Origin of the sequence: Vibrio taketomensis (assembly GCF_009938165.1) — a bacterium.
Taxonomy (GTDB): Bacteria; Pseudomonadota; Gammaproteobacteria; order Enterobacterales; family Vibrionaceae; genus Vibrio; species Vibrio taketomensis.
Genome location: NZ_AP019649.1, coordinates 1,241,279 through 1,254,851 on the forward strand (window position 1 = coordinate 1,241,279; position 13,573 = coordinate 1,254,851).

The window sequence follows — 13,573 nt, forward strand, 5'->3', positions numbered from 1 at the left end:
TATGAACAAACATAATATCTATAATATCGGTCTAGAAAAGACGCCAGCAAACTATGAAAGTTTAAGCCCGCTTAGTTTTCTTGAACGAGCTGCCAATGTTTACCCAGATTACACCGCGACTGTGCATGGCGATATCCATAAAACATGGAAAGAAACAGAAACTCGCTGTCGTAAATTAGCGTCTGCGTTATCAAAACAGGGTATCGGTGAGGGTGATACGGTATCTGTGATTGCGCCAAATCTGCCAGAGCTGTTTGAAATGCATTTTGGTGTGCCGATGTGTGGAGCGGTTCTGAATGCGATTAACACTCGCTTAGATGCGGATGCGATCGCGTTTATTTTTCAGCACGCTGAAAGTAAGGTCGTGATTGTTGATAAAGAGTTCACAGCGGTGGTTAAGAAGGCGTTAAAGATGATTGCTCATCGCCCGCTGGTGATTTCGATCGACGATCCACTCTTCAATGAGGGGGAGTTAATCAATGAATTGACCTACGAGGAGTTTATTCTTGATGGTGACCCTGAATTTGAATACTGGCCACCAAATGATGAATGGCAAGCGATTTCCCTAAATTACACGTCAGGGACGACGGGTAATCCAAAAGGCGTGGTTTATCATCACCGCGGTGCCCATCTCAACGCCGTGAGCAATGTGATGTCGTGGGGTATGAATGCTCATCCAGTCTATTTGTGGACGCTGCCAATGTTTCACTGTAACGGTTGGTGTTTCCCTTGGACTATAGCGGCTGTCGCTGGGGTGAGTGTGAGTTTGCGTCATGTGCGTGCAGAGGCAATTTTTGATTCGATCAAAACCAACAAAGTGACGCACTTTTGTGCCGCACCAATTGTACTCAATATGATGAACAACGTTGATATCGACCTAAAGGCAGATATTAATCATCAGATTAAAGCCATGACAGCAGGTGCTGCGCCGCCAGCGACAGTCATTGAAGGTATGGAAGCTCTCGGTATTGAAGTCACTCACGTCTACGGGTTAACGGAAACCTTTGGCCCTTGTGTGGTGTGTGATTGGCAGCGGAGTTGGGACGGCTTGAACAATACTGAACGTGCTCGTATGAAAGCGCGTCAAGGTGTTCGCGCACCAATGCAAGGTGAGTTAATGGTTGCCGACCCAATTACATTAAAGCCTGTCGCTAAAGACGGTAAAGAAATGGGTGAGATTTTCCTGCGCGGTAATATTGTCATGAAAGGCTACCTGAAAAACCCAAGTACTACCGATGAGTCACTTGCAGAAGGTTGGTTCCATACAGGTGACGTGGCGGTTTGGCACGAAGATAACTACATCGAGATCAAAGATCGTTCCAAAGACATCATCATCTCTGGTGGTGAAAACATCTCAAGTATTGAGATAGAGGACGTGCTTTATCGACATCCAGATATTGAAGAAGTGGCCGTGATCGCGATGTCAGATGAAAAGTGGGGAGAGGTTCCATGTGCGTTCGTTAAAACGAAAGGGGCAGCAGCCTTAACCCAAGATGAGCTGATTGCTTTTTGTCGTAGCCAGATGGCGCATTTTAAAGTGCCGAAGAAATTTATCTTTACTGCACTGCCTAAAACGTCGACAGGTAAAGTACAAAAATATGTGTTGCGTGACCGAGTGAACGAATAGCATACAGAGTTGTGTTTTGTCGTTATGTTGAGAGTTATCTCGTTGAGATAACTCTTTTTTATAATCAGCAGGTAAAAAGCGGCGTTCATAATTCACATTGTTTACAGCGTGACTTTCCAGTCAGTAAACGTGAGATTTTGTAGCGGTGACGCGCAAACAGGGTGTAGCAGGCGTTAGCGAAGGGTCGAATAAGTGGCCAGCGCAGCATTTTTAAATAGTGCTTGGTTCCGGTCAATTGCCAAAGATAGACGTTCGCATCAACCGCAAGTCGCAAATTACCCTTGTCATCAATAACGTGAAGTAATCTGCGACTCTCTTCTACAGAAATGGAAGGGTGATGCTTCATTGCTTCAGCGTTGAGTACGTTCACAAATTTTGCGTGTGTGCCGAGGTGGTATTTTAGTGACGTCATCTCTTTCACACAGAGTGGGCATGAAGCGTCGTAGAAAATGGTTACTTTGTTCAAAACATCATTCCTTTCACATACATGCCAGTTACTTACGCGGCGGGCGCTACTCTGATCAAATAAAGCCCGATTTTAATACTAGCGTGAAGAAAACCAGCGTCGTAGTGACGCTGGCTTACGTGAAACGAATGACGGTCACCGATAGTGTCGTTAGTGGCTAAAACGGATTCGAGTCGCGTGGTTGCTGTCTAATTTTAGCTGGTCAAAGTTATCAAGCTGATGATGTTTGATCAGTGCGCGTAGATTGTCGACGTAAGCTTCGCCACGTGTGGAGTAGTGCGACAAGGCTGCAACCAGTCGGTATCCATTTAAGTTCTGTTGCTCGCGAAGCTGTTTACGAAGTTGCCACAACTGTTCATAAGCGCGCGTAGTATTGAGGTTGTGGATATAACTTGCTGTACCAGCGTATAGGTTGTCAAACGCGGCAACTTTTACGTGACCGCCAGGAGTTGTAAGGTATTTACCACCGTGAGCAGGAAGATGTTCTCCGTATAAACTGTTGCCTTTCACCGCGAAATGACTGGTGCCCCAACCACTTTCATCAATACCTTGCGCAAGCACCATACCGATCGGAATAATATCGACTTGTAGCAATAGATCTCCGATATTGTTGGTCTTGACGTCATAAGAATGCATCAGGTTCTCTACCCAAGCTTGTTCAGCTTCTGTCCAAGCGGATTTTGGCTTGCTTTCTAACGCTTTTAACTCATTTCTGACTAATAGAATTTGGTTATTCACCGCTTTTACTGTTGGCAGCAGTAGGCGGATAAATCCTGTAGTTTTCTCTTCTACTGGCAAATTATTCAAATCATTAGGCAGATTTTCAACAAAGTAGCTAGGAACAGTTTTGTCAGCAGTAACCAGTTTTAGTTGGTAGTTATGCTGTTTAAAATCAGCAATGAGCTGCTCAGCAGAGCTCAGTTCTTGGACTTTAATATGAGGGTAGGGAGCGCTAATTTGTTCCGGAGAGGCAGGCAACGTTGAGGCTGCATGCGTTGAGCATGAAAACAAAAAAAGACATAAGAGCGTTTTAGCATGTGATTGTAAAAGTGAGGACATCAATATCCCTCCTAAAAGTTGTTATAGCCAAGTGACTCAGAGCTTTGATTATATAAGCCTAATTGCATTTTGTTTGCCATATTATGCGATCAAATCTTAGCTCTAAGATTTCAGTGGCATTGATTTATCGCGGTAAATGGTCATTTTTTTATCGAACGGACGCAATTCCTCAGTTTTTACGCAAGTGACCATTGTCACATTCTCATAGAGTCACTATACTCCGCGCGATTAGGAACGTAATCGTTTTCCTAATCAGCTTTCAAACGGCTGCAAAATGGATACTTGCCCCAAGGAACAGGGCCCAGCGTAACTGTGAGCGTTTACGGGCCATAAATCCGCTATCGGGCAAGACAACATTTTGCGATGTTGCCTGCACTCGTGCGCGTCTAATTTTTGGTTCGCTTTAAATTCAGATAGTTAGCACAGATACATAGCAAGGTAACATAATGCAAATCATCTACAGCTTAGCGGGCATCTTAGCGATTTTAGCGTGTGCATATGCACTTTCAGATAGTCGTAAAAGCATCAATTGGCGCACAATTCTCGGTGCATTTACTCTTCAAGCAGGTTTCGCCGCTTTGGTGCTGTACTTTCCGCTTGGCCAGTCTCTATTAGGCGCAATTAGTAACGGTGTTTCAGGCCTTTTGTCGTTTGCTGACGAGGGTATTGGTTTCGTTTTTGGTGACTTAGCGAAGGGCAACTTCATTTTCGCAATTCGCGTTCTACCGTTGATTGTTTTCCTATCAGCCATTATTTCTCTACTTTATTACCTTGGTGTGATGCAAAAGCTAATCTTAGTGATTGGTGGCGGTATTGCGCGTCTTCTGGGTACATCAAAAGTGGAATCGTTGGCCGCAACGAGCAACATCTTCCTTTCAATGTGCGAAGCTTCGCTGGTGGTACGCCCATTCTTGCCGCAAATGACGCGCTCTGAATTGTTTGCTGTAACGGTTGGCGGCATGGCATCGGTAGCCGGCTCAGTGTTGGGTGGTTATGCCGCACTAGGCATTGAACTAAAATACCTCATCGCGGCAAGCTTTATGGCAGCGCCGGGCGGTCTTTTGATGGCAAAAATGATGGTGCCAGAGCGTGAAGTTTCAGCTGCGCAACAAGAGATTAAGCTAGAGAAAAGCACCGATAGCAACATGGTTGACGCATTGGCAACAGGTGCGATGAATGGTGTAAAAGTTGCGGTTGCGGTCGGTACGATGCTGATTGCGTTTGTCAGTGTGATCGCAATGATCAACGCAGGTTTTGAAGCAGTAGGTGCTCTATTCGGCATTGAAAACCTGACGCTACAAACGATTTTTGGTTACATCTTTGCACCACTAGCGTTGTTTGCTGGTATCTCAATGGATGACGTGTTTACAGCGGCGGCGTTGATTGGTCAGAAAACAGTATTGAATGAGTTTGTTGCCTTCCTTGATTTTGTGAGCGTGCGCGATACATTGTCTGCTCACAGCCAAGTGATCATTACCTTTGCACTTTGCGGTTTTGCAAACATCGGCTCAATTGCGATTTCACTAGGTTCGATTGGCGCAATGGCTCCAGAGCGTCGTCAAGAAGTTGCGAAGTTAGGTGTACGTGCAGTTATTGCCGCGACACTTGCAAATATGATGAGCGCTGCGCTAGCTGGTTTGTTTATTGCTCTGTAATCGTCAGTGCTGATTCAGCTCAGAAGCCCGCCATTGAGCGGGCTTTTTTGTATCTGGCGTTTAGGAGATTGAGATAAACAGCGCCTAGGCGCAAATTATCGATATGTTGATTAGAAAATTTCAGCATCAGAATAGAAAGTCCAACCGCATTTCTCCGAAGACTAAAGGGCAATGAAGTAACGAATAATTATCTCGGTACACAAATTTTACAGATAGTCCATAGGTTGTGACTCAAAATGGTAAAAATAGAGTAAATAGTTTATTTTTTTGTAAAGAAAGGCTTCAATCCAAAGTATTAGTGAAAATATACAATGTGAGATCGATATCACGTTATTAAATCAAATTTTTGCGAATAAATTACTTTTGTCAGCATTGATTCCAAAAGTCAAAACTAAATGATATATTTATAAATAAACTATATCAAAATTGAGACGGTGCTTACGCAACCAAAAATATATTTTGAATAATTTGTAGGTCAAAGAGTTATTTTTTCAAAAATATCAAACAAGCATTAATTGTAACTGCTGATATTCTTCACTCATAATTATCTCGTCAAGGAAAGAGCAAGTCTCTGTTAGTGAAAACAACGTCGAGGTACAAAATGTTAACTAAATTATTTATCAATACTCAACTCGCGGTCGAGAAATTTAGAAACGACCAACGTGGTGTAACCGCCATTGAATACGCAATTATTGGTGTTGCTGTATCTGCATTAGTACTAGCTGTTTTGCATCCGATACTACTGGGTTAAAGAAAGCGCTAACGGATGCTATGGGTTTTATTTCAGATAATATCACGGCCGCAAAGTAATGCAGTACATATAGATGTTAAGCAAAGCTTTTATGTAGGATGGCTATTGTTAGCCATCCTATCTTCAGTGATATATGCAGATATATTGACGAGAACAATATCAAATAAATTATGCCTTTCAATACTTTGTGTCAGTTTGCTGATTGGTTTTTCACAGTTCGCTTTATTAAATATTGTTATTGGATGTTTAGTGCTACTCGCTCTATATGGATTTTCGATATGGGGTGGGGGAGACAGTAAGTTAGCAATCGCATTTTTGCCTGCAATATCAGAGCAATATCTTTGGTGGTATTTATTGTTCATTGCTTTTTTAGGCGGAGTGCTTGCGCTGATTTATTTAATATACGGATGTTTTGTTGGAATAGAAAGAGTCAAGCAGAATGGATTACCCTATGGCATGCCTATTTGTTTATCCGGCTTATTTTTTATTGCAGCATCAATATAAGGAAAGAACATGCGTTCAAAAATTATTATGGCCGTGGCCATTGTTGCGATCGTAGCGGGTCTCTTTGGTCTGTTTTTTCCCAAACAAAACGCTCAGCCTGTCGTTGCTGAATCACAAGAGCTTGCTCCCGTTTTCTTCAAAGCCTATGTGTTATCCCCTGAGGGGGTTAAGCAAGGAGATCAAGTTAAGCGAAGTGACTTCAAAATCATAAAAATGGCAGAGGAAGAGGCTAATGCCTTGGGTTATGACGCTGATATGTTATTTGATTTCGAAGCGGGTTCTGTATACGCCAACAATATTGAGCAAGGAGAGCATGTATTCATCGAGAACCTTGTTCAGCCATCTCAAGCGAAGTATATCGATTTTATTATCAAACCTGACCATGTGCCGTTTGCGATTGAAGTATCCCCTAGCTCCATTGTTGGTGGCGTAATTAGTTCAGGCAGTTATATCGATATTCTGGCTTTAACTGGTCAAGATAGCGCGAGTAACGAACTTGGTAATTATGGACGAGAGCAAGTCTCAATCAATCCAGTACTTACACACATCAAAGTCTTAAAAGTTGAGCAGCCTAAAACTGAGTTGGCACTAAACAGCGAGCAGATTGAACCCAGTTACTTAATTTTGGAATTGAATCGAAAACAAGTCGCTGTGCTGACGGTTGCTAAGACAATTTCAAAATACATAAAACAATTGGTCATTACCCAATTCATCAATTGCAAGCAGACGCAGGTGATGTACTGCCTGATTTTAAAACCATCAAAGAACTAAGAGCAGAAAAATTGCTGTTAATTAATAGCTAAGGAAGAGCCGTTATGTCCAGTTTTAAAATCACTCTAGGCGTTTTGTTGGCAACGAGTTTATTTTCCATCATCGCTCACGCATCAGGTTTCATCTATTTAATGGAAGGCGAAGCGAAACCTGTCGTGACGACAACCGATATCGATACGGTATTTATTTCCGATCCGGAAGTCGCGGATTATCAGGTAATCGATACCAAAAAAATTGTCGTGTTCGGGAAAAAAATGGGCACCACATCGTTGATGTTGTTTGACGAAAATGCGCAGACACTAGTCAATCGCAAACTTGTTATTAATCAGAGTTTTGCCGAGATTAGTCAACAAGTTCGCTTACATTTTCCAACCTCTGATGTATCGATAAGTAATATCGGTGAACAAGTTGTTCTGACTGGTGTTGTTGCTACTGAAGATGAAAAAGATGGCATTAATGATTTAGTCGGTGAATTACTGTCTAAAGACGTTGAAAAGACGATCCATACTTGGGAAAAAGATGACGGTGATGACGAAATCATTGGCTTTATGACTAAGCGAGAATACAAGGGAATCGTCAACCAAATCGAAGTAAACACAACCAAGCAAGTAAACGTAAAGCTATCGATTGCTGAGGTATCACAAAGCTTTATGGAAAATTTTGGTGTGCAATATGGTGATGCGGGCCAAACGGCTGGCGTCTTTGTGAATCCGATATTAGATTTCAGCGCCGATGATCTACTTGCGACTATTACTGCGGTTGGGGATGACTCAATCGGCCAGGTTCTCGCTGAACCGAATTTATCCGTTATTTCAGGTGAAAGTGCCTCATTCTTAGTTGGTGGCGAAATCCCCGTGGTGACCATCGTCGATAATGCGACGAATGTGGAATACAAAGAGTTCGGTATTCGCTTAGACATGGTTGCTAAAGTGCTTCGTGACGACAAAATTAAACTCTCTCTACAACCTGAAGTGAGCTCTCTCGATACTCAATATACCGATGAGCGCTACAGTTTACCGGCTCTCAAAACTCGCAGAGCGAAGACCACCATTGAGCTAGGAAATGGGCAAAGTTTTGTCCTAGGTGGCTTACTGAGCACTGAGGATGTCGAGAGCTTGAGAAAGGTGCCTTATATTGGGGATATTCCTATTCTCGGGTCGCTATTTCGTAACACCGAAACATCCCGTAATAAAACCGAACTCGTCATTGTTGCGACCGTCAACTTAGTTCAGCCAATCGCGCCGCATCAGGTTCAATTGCCATCGATGAAACGCACCTCAAACTTATCGCGACTCTTTTCGATCGATGAAGAGTATTCCCCGGTAGTGACACAACGCGCGCAAGACATTTTGGCAACTGGAGGATTTAAAAAATGATTCGATGGACTATATCTCTCGTTGTGGTGGTGTTACTCAATGCATGTACTGTAGTGCCGGAAAACAAGAGTATTGGGGTGGATGTTTATCCTGTTGAACACCAATACTCGATGATGTTTGATAGCAAAGGAATGGGTCAAGCCAATCTCGAATGGCAAGAATTGAAACAATCGGCTCGTCATAGTTTGCTCTCACAGCCAGTGACTTTCCTCTACGCCAACACGGCAGGAAAAATGGCTGCAAAACGTTGGAGTAATGAGCTTCTCAAACAAGGGGCAAAAGATGCGTTAATCAAAGTCGTTTATAGCGAGCAGCTTGAAGGCTTTGATGTGCAGATTCAATTTGTTCATTACAGAGTCGTCACGCCACTTTGTCAGCCGAAAAACATCAGTGAGTATGCCTTTGAACAATTGGGATGTTCGGTGAATAGTAACCTCTGGCAATCAATGGTTGAGCCACAGGCATCGTTGATGAAACCCGCAGCTCCTCCCGCTAAAACTGGCGACGTTTTATAGCCTAATCAAGGAAGTGACTTATGTTAGATATATTAGAGTCCCTAAATAAAGTCGAAAAAAAGGCTAAAGAAACACTTACTTTTAATTGCGTTGCATTTACTCAAAGTGAGAAATGTCGGGTTTTAATTGAGGAAGCATTTCGCTTTGATGGTTTAGTACCTCCAGTTAGCCTGCCTAATACAGACGCAGATATTCAAGCGCATGTTCGCCAGAGCGAAATTGAAATCGTATTGGTCGAGCTTAATGATTCTAAAAATGTCACAAAAGATATGCAGCGTATCAGTCATTTACTACCCAACCACGCCTCAGTCATTGTCGTGGGGCAAGAGGATGCGATATCGACCATTCGTAATCTGAAAGCGATGGGTTTCTACTATCTTTTCTGGCCAGTGACGAAACAAGAGCTACTGGACTTCGTCAAAAACGTATTTGATAACCGAGTACGCTCGAGCGGTTTAGGTAAAAAACGATACGCCAAAAATATCGCAGTTTGGGGGTGTTCTGGCGGAGTCGGTACGACACTACTTTGTAGCGAGATTGGTTACGGCTTAGCTAAGCAATATCATGCGAAGTGTTTAATCGTTGATCATGACTATTACGCAGGAAATATCGATATTCTGCTTAAGTTAGATAACTTTGAGAAAAAGCCAGCCACCATTGCCAGTGTTGATCACGATCTCGATGGCATATACGCCACGAGTTTAACCAGAAAAGTAAATGATATGCTTTCTGTGTTGTCATTAACATCCGAAACCCATGATGCCCACGAGCTGAAAGAGTACATCAGAACATTAGAAGCTCTGTTATATGAGCACAATAACTTTGTGATTTCTGATCTCTCCAAGGGTGGGCAGAATAATGCGGATTACCAATATTTGACCGATAAAGTGGATACCACCGTGCTGGTGTTCAATTCATCTGTGTCGGGCGTTAGACAGCTTAAAAAAATGCTGCAACATATTGCCTCACACAACCCAAGTTCTCGTCAGATCATTGTGCTCAACCATATTCGTCCAGCCAAAGCATCATTGCTTACAGCGGTAGAAATAGAGAAGTTTATTGGGCGGTCGATCGATATTGAGATCCCATATGAACAAGACATCTTAAAGCACGTTTTGGATGGTGGGTATTTGTATCAGTCCAAACTTTCCGTAGCAGCATCGATTGAAAAGCTGATCAGCATGATTATGGGAGAGAGTATCGCGCCTAAGAAAAAAACGTTCACCCAATGGCTATTAAGAAAATGATGGGTAGGGGATGAATATGAATCAAACACAATCTCGCAGTACCTTTATCTCATTGCGAAAACAAATATACGATGCACTTGAAGCCGACATCGTGAACAAACTGACGCGTGAACAGCTGACCGATCAGATCTCAACCGCAATAGACGTATTGATCGAGCGAAATGAATACTCTGTGGCGACGGTGGTAAGACGTGAATATGTAAAAAACATTATTGATGAACTGTTGGGATTAGGGCCGCTTCAACCGTTGATGGATGATGAAAGCATTACTGACATTATGATTAACGGCCATCATAACGTCTACATCGAGCGTAATGGTTTGGTTGAGCGCTCAATGGCCTCTTTTATTGATGAGCAGCAGTTATTGCAGATAGCCAAAAGGATTGCGGCGCGAATTGGTCGACGAGTAGATGACTCTTCACCGACGTGTGATGCTCGCTTGGAAGACGGTAGCCGGGTAAATATCGTGATCCCGCCAATTTCAATCGATGGAACAGCGATTTCCATTCGTAAGTTTAAAAAGCAGAGTATCGATCTCGAGCAGCTTGTGGGATTTGGCGCGCTAAGTCCTGAGATGGCAAAAATATTAATGATTGCTTCACGCTGTCGCCTCAACATTTTGATCTCTGGCGGTACGGGTTCTGGTAAGACAACGCTATTAAACGCTTTATCTCAATTTATCTCGGAGAAAGAACGCATTGTGACCATTGAAGATGCGGCAGAACTCCGATTGCTACAACCCCACGTTGTACGCCTAGAGACCAGAACATCAGGTATAGAAGGTACAGGTGCGATTACCCAGCGTGAGTTAGTGATTAACTCGTTACGTATGCGACCTGACCGAATTATTGTGGGCGAGTGCCGTGGTGGCGAAGCGTTTGAGATGCTGCAGGCAATGAATACGGGTCACGATGGCTCGATGTCGACTCTTCACGCCAATACGCCTCGAGATGCGTTGGCTAGGGTTGAAGCTATGGTGATGATGGCGAACAACAATTTACCGCTAGAGGCGATTCGTCGAACAATTGTTAGCGCCATTGACCTTGTAGTCCAGGTGAGCCGTTTGCATGATGGTTCGCGCAAGATTATGAGCATTTCAGAAGTCGTTGGTCTTGAAGGATCCAACGTTGTAATGGAAGAAATTTTCCGTTTTGAGCCATCAGTAAGTAATGATGGCGAAGGCAAAGTCAATGGTGAGTACGTTTCTGCAGGTTTGATGAAACGTTCAGTATTGGTTGAAAAAGCTCGCTTCTTTGGCTTAGAAGGCAATTTGAACTCAGTGTTTGGTTTTGCAAGGGGATAATCATGGCTTGGTTGAGCTTGCTTCTAGGCGGAATACTACTGATTTTTATAGCGAGATCTGAAGATAAGAAGAGTGCTGGCCGTTTTTGAATCGACAAAAAAAAGCACAAGTGGTGACGTCGATGGAGCAGGGGAACGCCGTCAACCTAAACTCACTTAGTGATGAATCCCTATTACAAATCATTACGCGAACATTCTTAAACACCCGCAGACAGCTAGGCTCTGGCGCTTTGCTCAAACTGATTGTCGTGATGGGTTTGCTTGGCTTGCTATCAATCTATATCAATAAAATTTTGTTCGCGGAAACTCATGGGCAGTCTTGGCCGTCGTTGAATTGATGGGGCTCTATTTTGGTTATCAGTGGCTGCAAAAAAGAGAAAAATCCGCTTTTGATACGGAATTTCCCGATGCATTGAATATGCTGACTAGTGCGGTCAGCTCTGGGGAAAGCTTGATGCATGCGATTTTGTATGTCGGCAGAACACTTGACGGTGAAGTGGGGAAAGAATTTAAGTTGATGGGTGAGCGCTTGCAAATGGGCGAGTCGCCAGACTCGGTTTTCAGAAAGTCGTGTAAACGATTTCCATATCCTGCGTTTCACTTCTTTGTCATTACGATGCGCGCCAACATGCAACGTGGCGGTCAGTTAAAAGAAGTCATGACTAGGCTTAATCGATTGATGTTCGATGCTCGCGCTGTAGAGAAGAAAAAGTATGCACTAACGTCAGAGGCGAGAACATCTGCAAAAATCGTTGCAGCGATTCCACTTATATTTTTGTTTATGTTGCAGTTTTTAAGTCCTGAAAACTATGAGTTTGTCATGTTTAATCCGAACGGGCGCGCAATTCTGTATTACGTCCTCGCCAGTGAATTTATTGGTATAGCGATTGTTTGGAAGCTAATGAAAGGGGTAGAAGCATGAGTATTTTATCCTATGCAAATATTGCGCTGTGTTTGATTGGCATTGGTTTGCTGGCGTTGGTGCTTTCGCTTCGTCAGCAGAGAAAACAGCAGACGATAAACAAATATTTAGCAGAAGAAAAGTCGAGTAAGTCTCAGTCTCTCAGTGACTGGCTTGAAGTGATCGTGCCAAAATCTCTATCTGTAAACGAGCAAGAAATCCAACAAAAACTTCATGATGCCGGTAACTATTCGTTTAAGTATGCACACTTATATTTACCATTTAAATATGCATTACTCGTGTTTGGTTCGGTAACGATTGGCTTTATTTTTTATGGTTCTTTGTCATCGACAGTATTGCTCGCAACCATCGCACTTTGGGTTATCGCGATACTCTTAGTTCCAGATATGATTTTGCAGGCACGTATTAAGGCTTATCAAAATACCATTAATCGACAACTCCCTTACCTAATTGATTTACTTGCTGTTTGTGTTCAAACAGGGATGACCATTGAATCTTCGCTAAGTTATTTAGCGAATGAGATGCAGGGTTTTGACGCTAAATTGGCACAACTGCTTCAGAAAACAAATGAGCGAGCAAACATTGTTGGTTTGGATAAAGCATTAGATGAAGCGCATCTTCATATTCCGACGCCTGAAATGCGCAGTTTTGTTATGACTCTTAAACAGAGTCTTCGATATGGGTCTTCTATTTATTCAACCCTTACAACACTCTCCGCTGATATTCGCCAAGTTTCTATGTTAACCACGGAAGAAAAAATAGGGAAACTCGCGGCCAAAATGTCAGTACCACTAATTCTATTTATCATGATGCCGATTGTTATTTTAATTGCGGCACCTGGTGTTATGAGGATGCTTTCTGGTGCGTAAATTCATTAATTCAATGTCTAGCGCTTTGGTGCTAGCAACGATGCTCCAAGGATGTGTGTCACCAAGCAATGGCAACGTGGATCGTTCGGACCAACTCAATCTAGAGACTCAAGAGCGAGTATTGTTGGCATCGAATAATACAGTGGGGTTGATTGAGTTTTACCAGAATCAACTTAAAGACGCAGAATCTGAGCACTATAGAATCAAACTTGCTGAAGTTTATTTGAAAAAACATGATCCCGAATCGGCGTTATTCGTTTTGACCCCTTTGACAGGTAAATCACCAAGCAGTGCAGAGAGTACGCTGGTTGCGGCTAAAGCTCACATGGATTTAGGTCAATTCGAGGTTGCGCTAGGTATGTTGGAAAATGCCTATGAACAATCCCCGTTAATGGTGAGGTCGCGAATTTATTGGGTGTTGTTTATGCAGAAACAGGTCAATTTAAACAAGCCAGAACAATGTTTGACGTGGCGAGAACTCATTTTTATAGCGACCTAAAAATTAAAAA

12 protein-coding genes and 2 pseudogenes are annotated in these 13,573 nt (G+C 42.9%); 12 read left to right on the forward strand and 2 right to left on the reverse strand.

Annotation, left to right across the window (positions count from 1 at the left end; genetic code table 11):
- The first annotated feature begins 1 nt into the window (after position 1).
- Complete coding sequence (locus Vt282_RS05810; protein WP_162062819.1) at positions 2-1,627, forward strand: acyl-CoA synthetase; 1,626 nt, start codon at positions 2-4, stop codon at positions 1,625-1,627.
- A gap of 85 nt (positions 1,628-1,712) precedes the next feature.
- Here Vt282_RS05810 and Vt282_RS05815 read toward each other — a convergent pair whose 3' ends face one another.
- Together Vt282_RS05815 and Vt282_RS05820 are read right to left on the reverse strand one after the other, a co-directional pair.
- Complete coding sequence (locus tag Vt282_RS05815) at positions 1,713-2,093, reverse strand: thiol-disulfide oxidoreductase DCC family protein (protein WP_232055112.1); 381 nt, start codon at positions 2,091-2,093, stop codon at positions 1,713-1,715.
- Positions 2,094-2,243: 150 nt separating this feature from the next.
- On the reverse strand, positions 2,244-3,152 hold the full coding sequence (locus tag Vt282_RS05820; protein WP_162062820.1) for a glucosaminidase domain-containing protein: 909 nt from the start codon (positions 3,150-3,152) through the stop codon (positions 2,244-2,246).
- 446 nt (positions 3,153-3,598) lie between these two features.
- Between Vt282_RS05820 and Vt282_RS05825 the strand changes: the two genes are divergently transcribed.
- The 11 genes and pseudogenes from Vt282_RS05825 to Vt282_RS05875 all read left to right on the forward strand — a co-directional run bounded on the left by Vt282_RS05825 (position 3,599) and on the right by Vt282_RS05875 (position 13,563).
- Positions 3,599-4,807, forward strand: a complete 1,209-nt coding sequence (locus tag Vt282_RS05825) for a NupC/NupG family nucleoside CNT transporter (protein WP_162062821.1) — start codon at positions 3,599-3,601, stop codon at positions 4,805-4,807.
- Positions 4,808-5,408: 601 nt separating this feature from the next.
- A pseudogene (locus Vt282_RS05830) lies at positions 5,409-5,617 on the forward strand (Flp family type IVb pilin).
- Positions 5,574-6,062 (forward strand): A24 family peptidase, encoded by a 489-nt coding sequence (locus Vt282_RS05835; protein ID WP_162062822.1) that lies wholly within the window; start codon positions 5,574-5,576, stop codon positions 6,060-6,062. Before Vt282_RS05830 ends, Vt282_RS05835 begins: the two are co-directional and overlap by 44 nt.
- Before the next feature lie 9 nt (positions 6,063-6,071).
- Positions 6,072-6,833: a Flp pilus assembly protein CpaB gene (gene cpaB, locus Vt282_RS05840; protein WP_232055113.1), complete on the forward strand. Its 762-nt coding sequence runs from the start codon at positions 6,072-6,074 to the stop codon at positions 6,831-6,833.
- A 44-nt stretch (positions 6,834-6,877) separates the two neighbouring features.
- On the forward strand, positions 6,878-8,209 hold the full coding sequence (locus Vt282_RS05845) for a type II and III secretion system protein family protein (RefSeq protein WP_162062823.1): 1,332 nt from the start codon (positions 6,878-6,880) through the stop codon (positions 8,207-8,209).
- Positions 8,206-8,724, forward strand: coding sequence for a hypothetical protein (locus Vt282_RS05850; protein ID WP_162062824.1), 519 nt, complete (start codon positions 8,206-8,208; stop codon positions 8,722-8,724). Before Vt282_RS05845 ends, Vt282_RS05850 begins: the two co-directional genes overlap by 4 nt.
- Before the next feature lie 20 nt (positions 8,725-8,744).
- Entirely contained in the window at positions 8,745-9,971 is a 1,227-nt protein-coding gene (locus tag Vt282_RS05855; RefSeq protein ID WP_162062825.1) for an AAA family ATPase, read from the forward strand.
- A 16-nt stretch (positions 9,972-9,987) separates the two neighbouring features.
- Positions 9,988-11,274: a CpaF family protein gene (locus Vt282_RS05860; RefSeq protein ID WP_162062826.1), complete on the forward strand. Its 1,287-nt coding sequence runs from the start codon at positions 9,988-9,990 to the stop codon at positions 11,272-11,274.
- Positions 11,274-12,195, forward strand: a pseudogene (locus Vt282_RS05865) (type II secretion system F family protein). The gene Vt282_RS05860 and the pseudogene Vt282_RS05865 overlap by 1 nt, the downstream one beginning before the upstream one ends.
- The gene (locus Vt282_RS05870; protein ID WP_174855805.1) at positions 12,192-13,064 is read left to right on the forward strand and encodes a type II secretion system F family protein; all 873 of its coding nucleotides are present in this window, start codon (positions 12,192-12,194) and stop codon (positions 13,062-13,064) included. The pseudogene Vt282_RS05865 and the gene Vt282_RS05870 overlap by 4 nt, the downstream one beginning before the upstream one ends.
- Positions 13,057-13,563 carry a tetratricopeptide repeat protein gene (locus Vt282_RS05875; RefSeq protein WP_162062827.1) on the forward strand — a complete coding sequence of 169 codons (507 nt, stop codon included), beginning with the start codon at positions 13,057-13,059 and terminating at the stop codon, positions 13,561-13,563. Before Vt282_RS05870 ends, Vt282_RS05875 begins: the two co-directional genes overlap by 8 nt.
- Positions 13,564-13,573 lie beyond the last annotated feature (10 nt).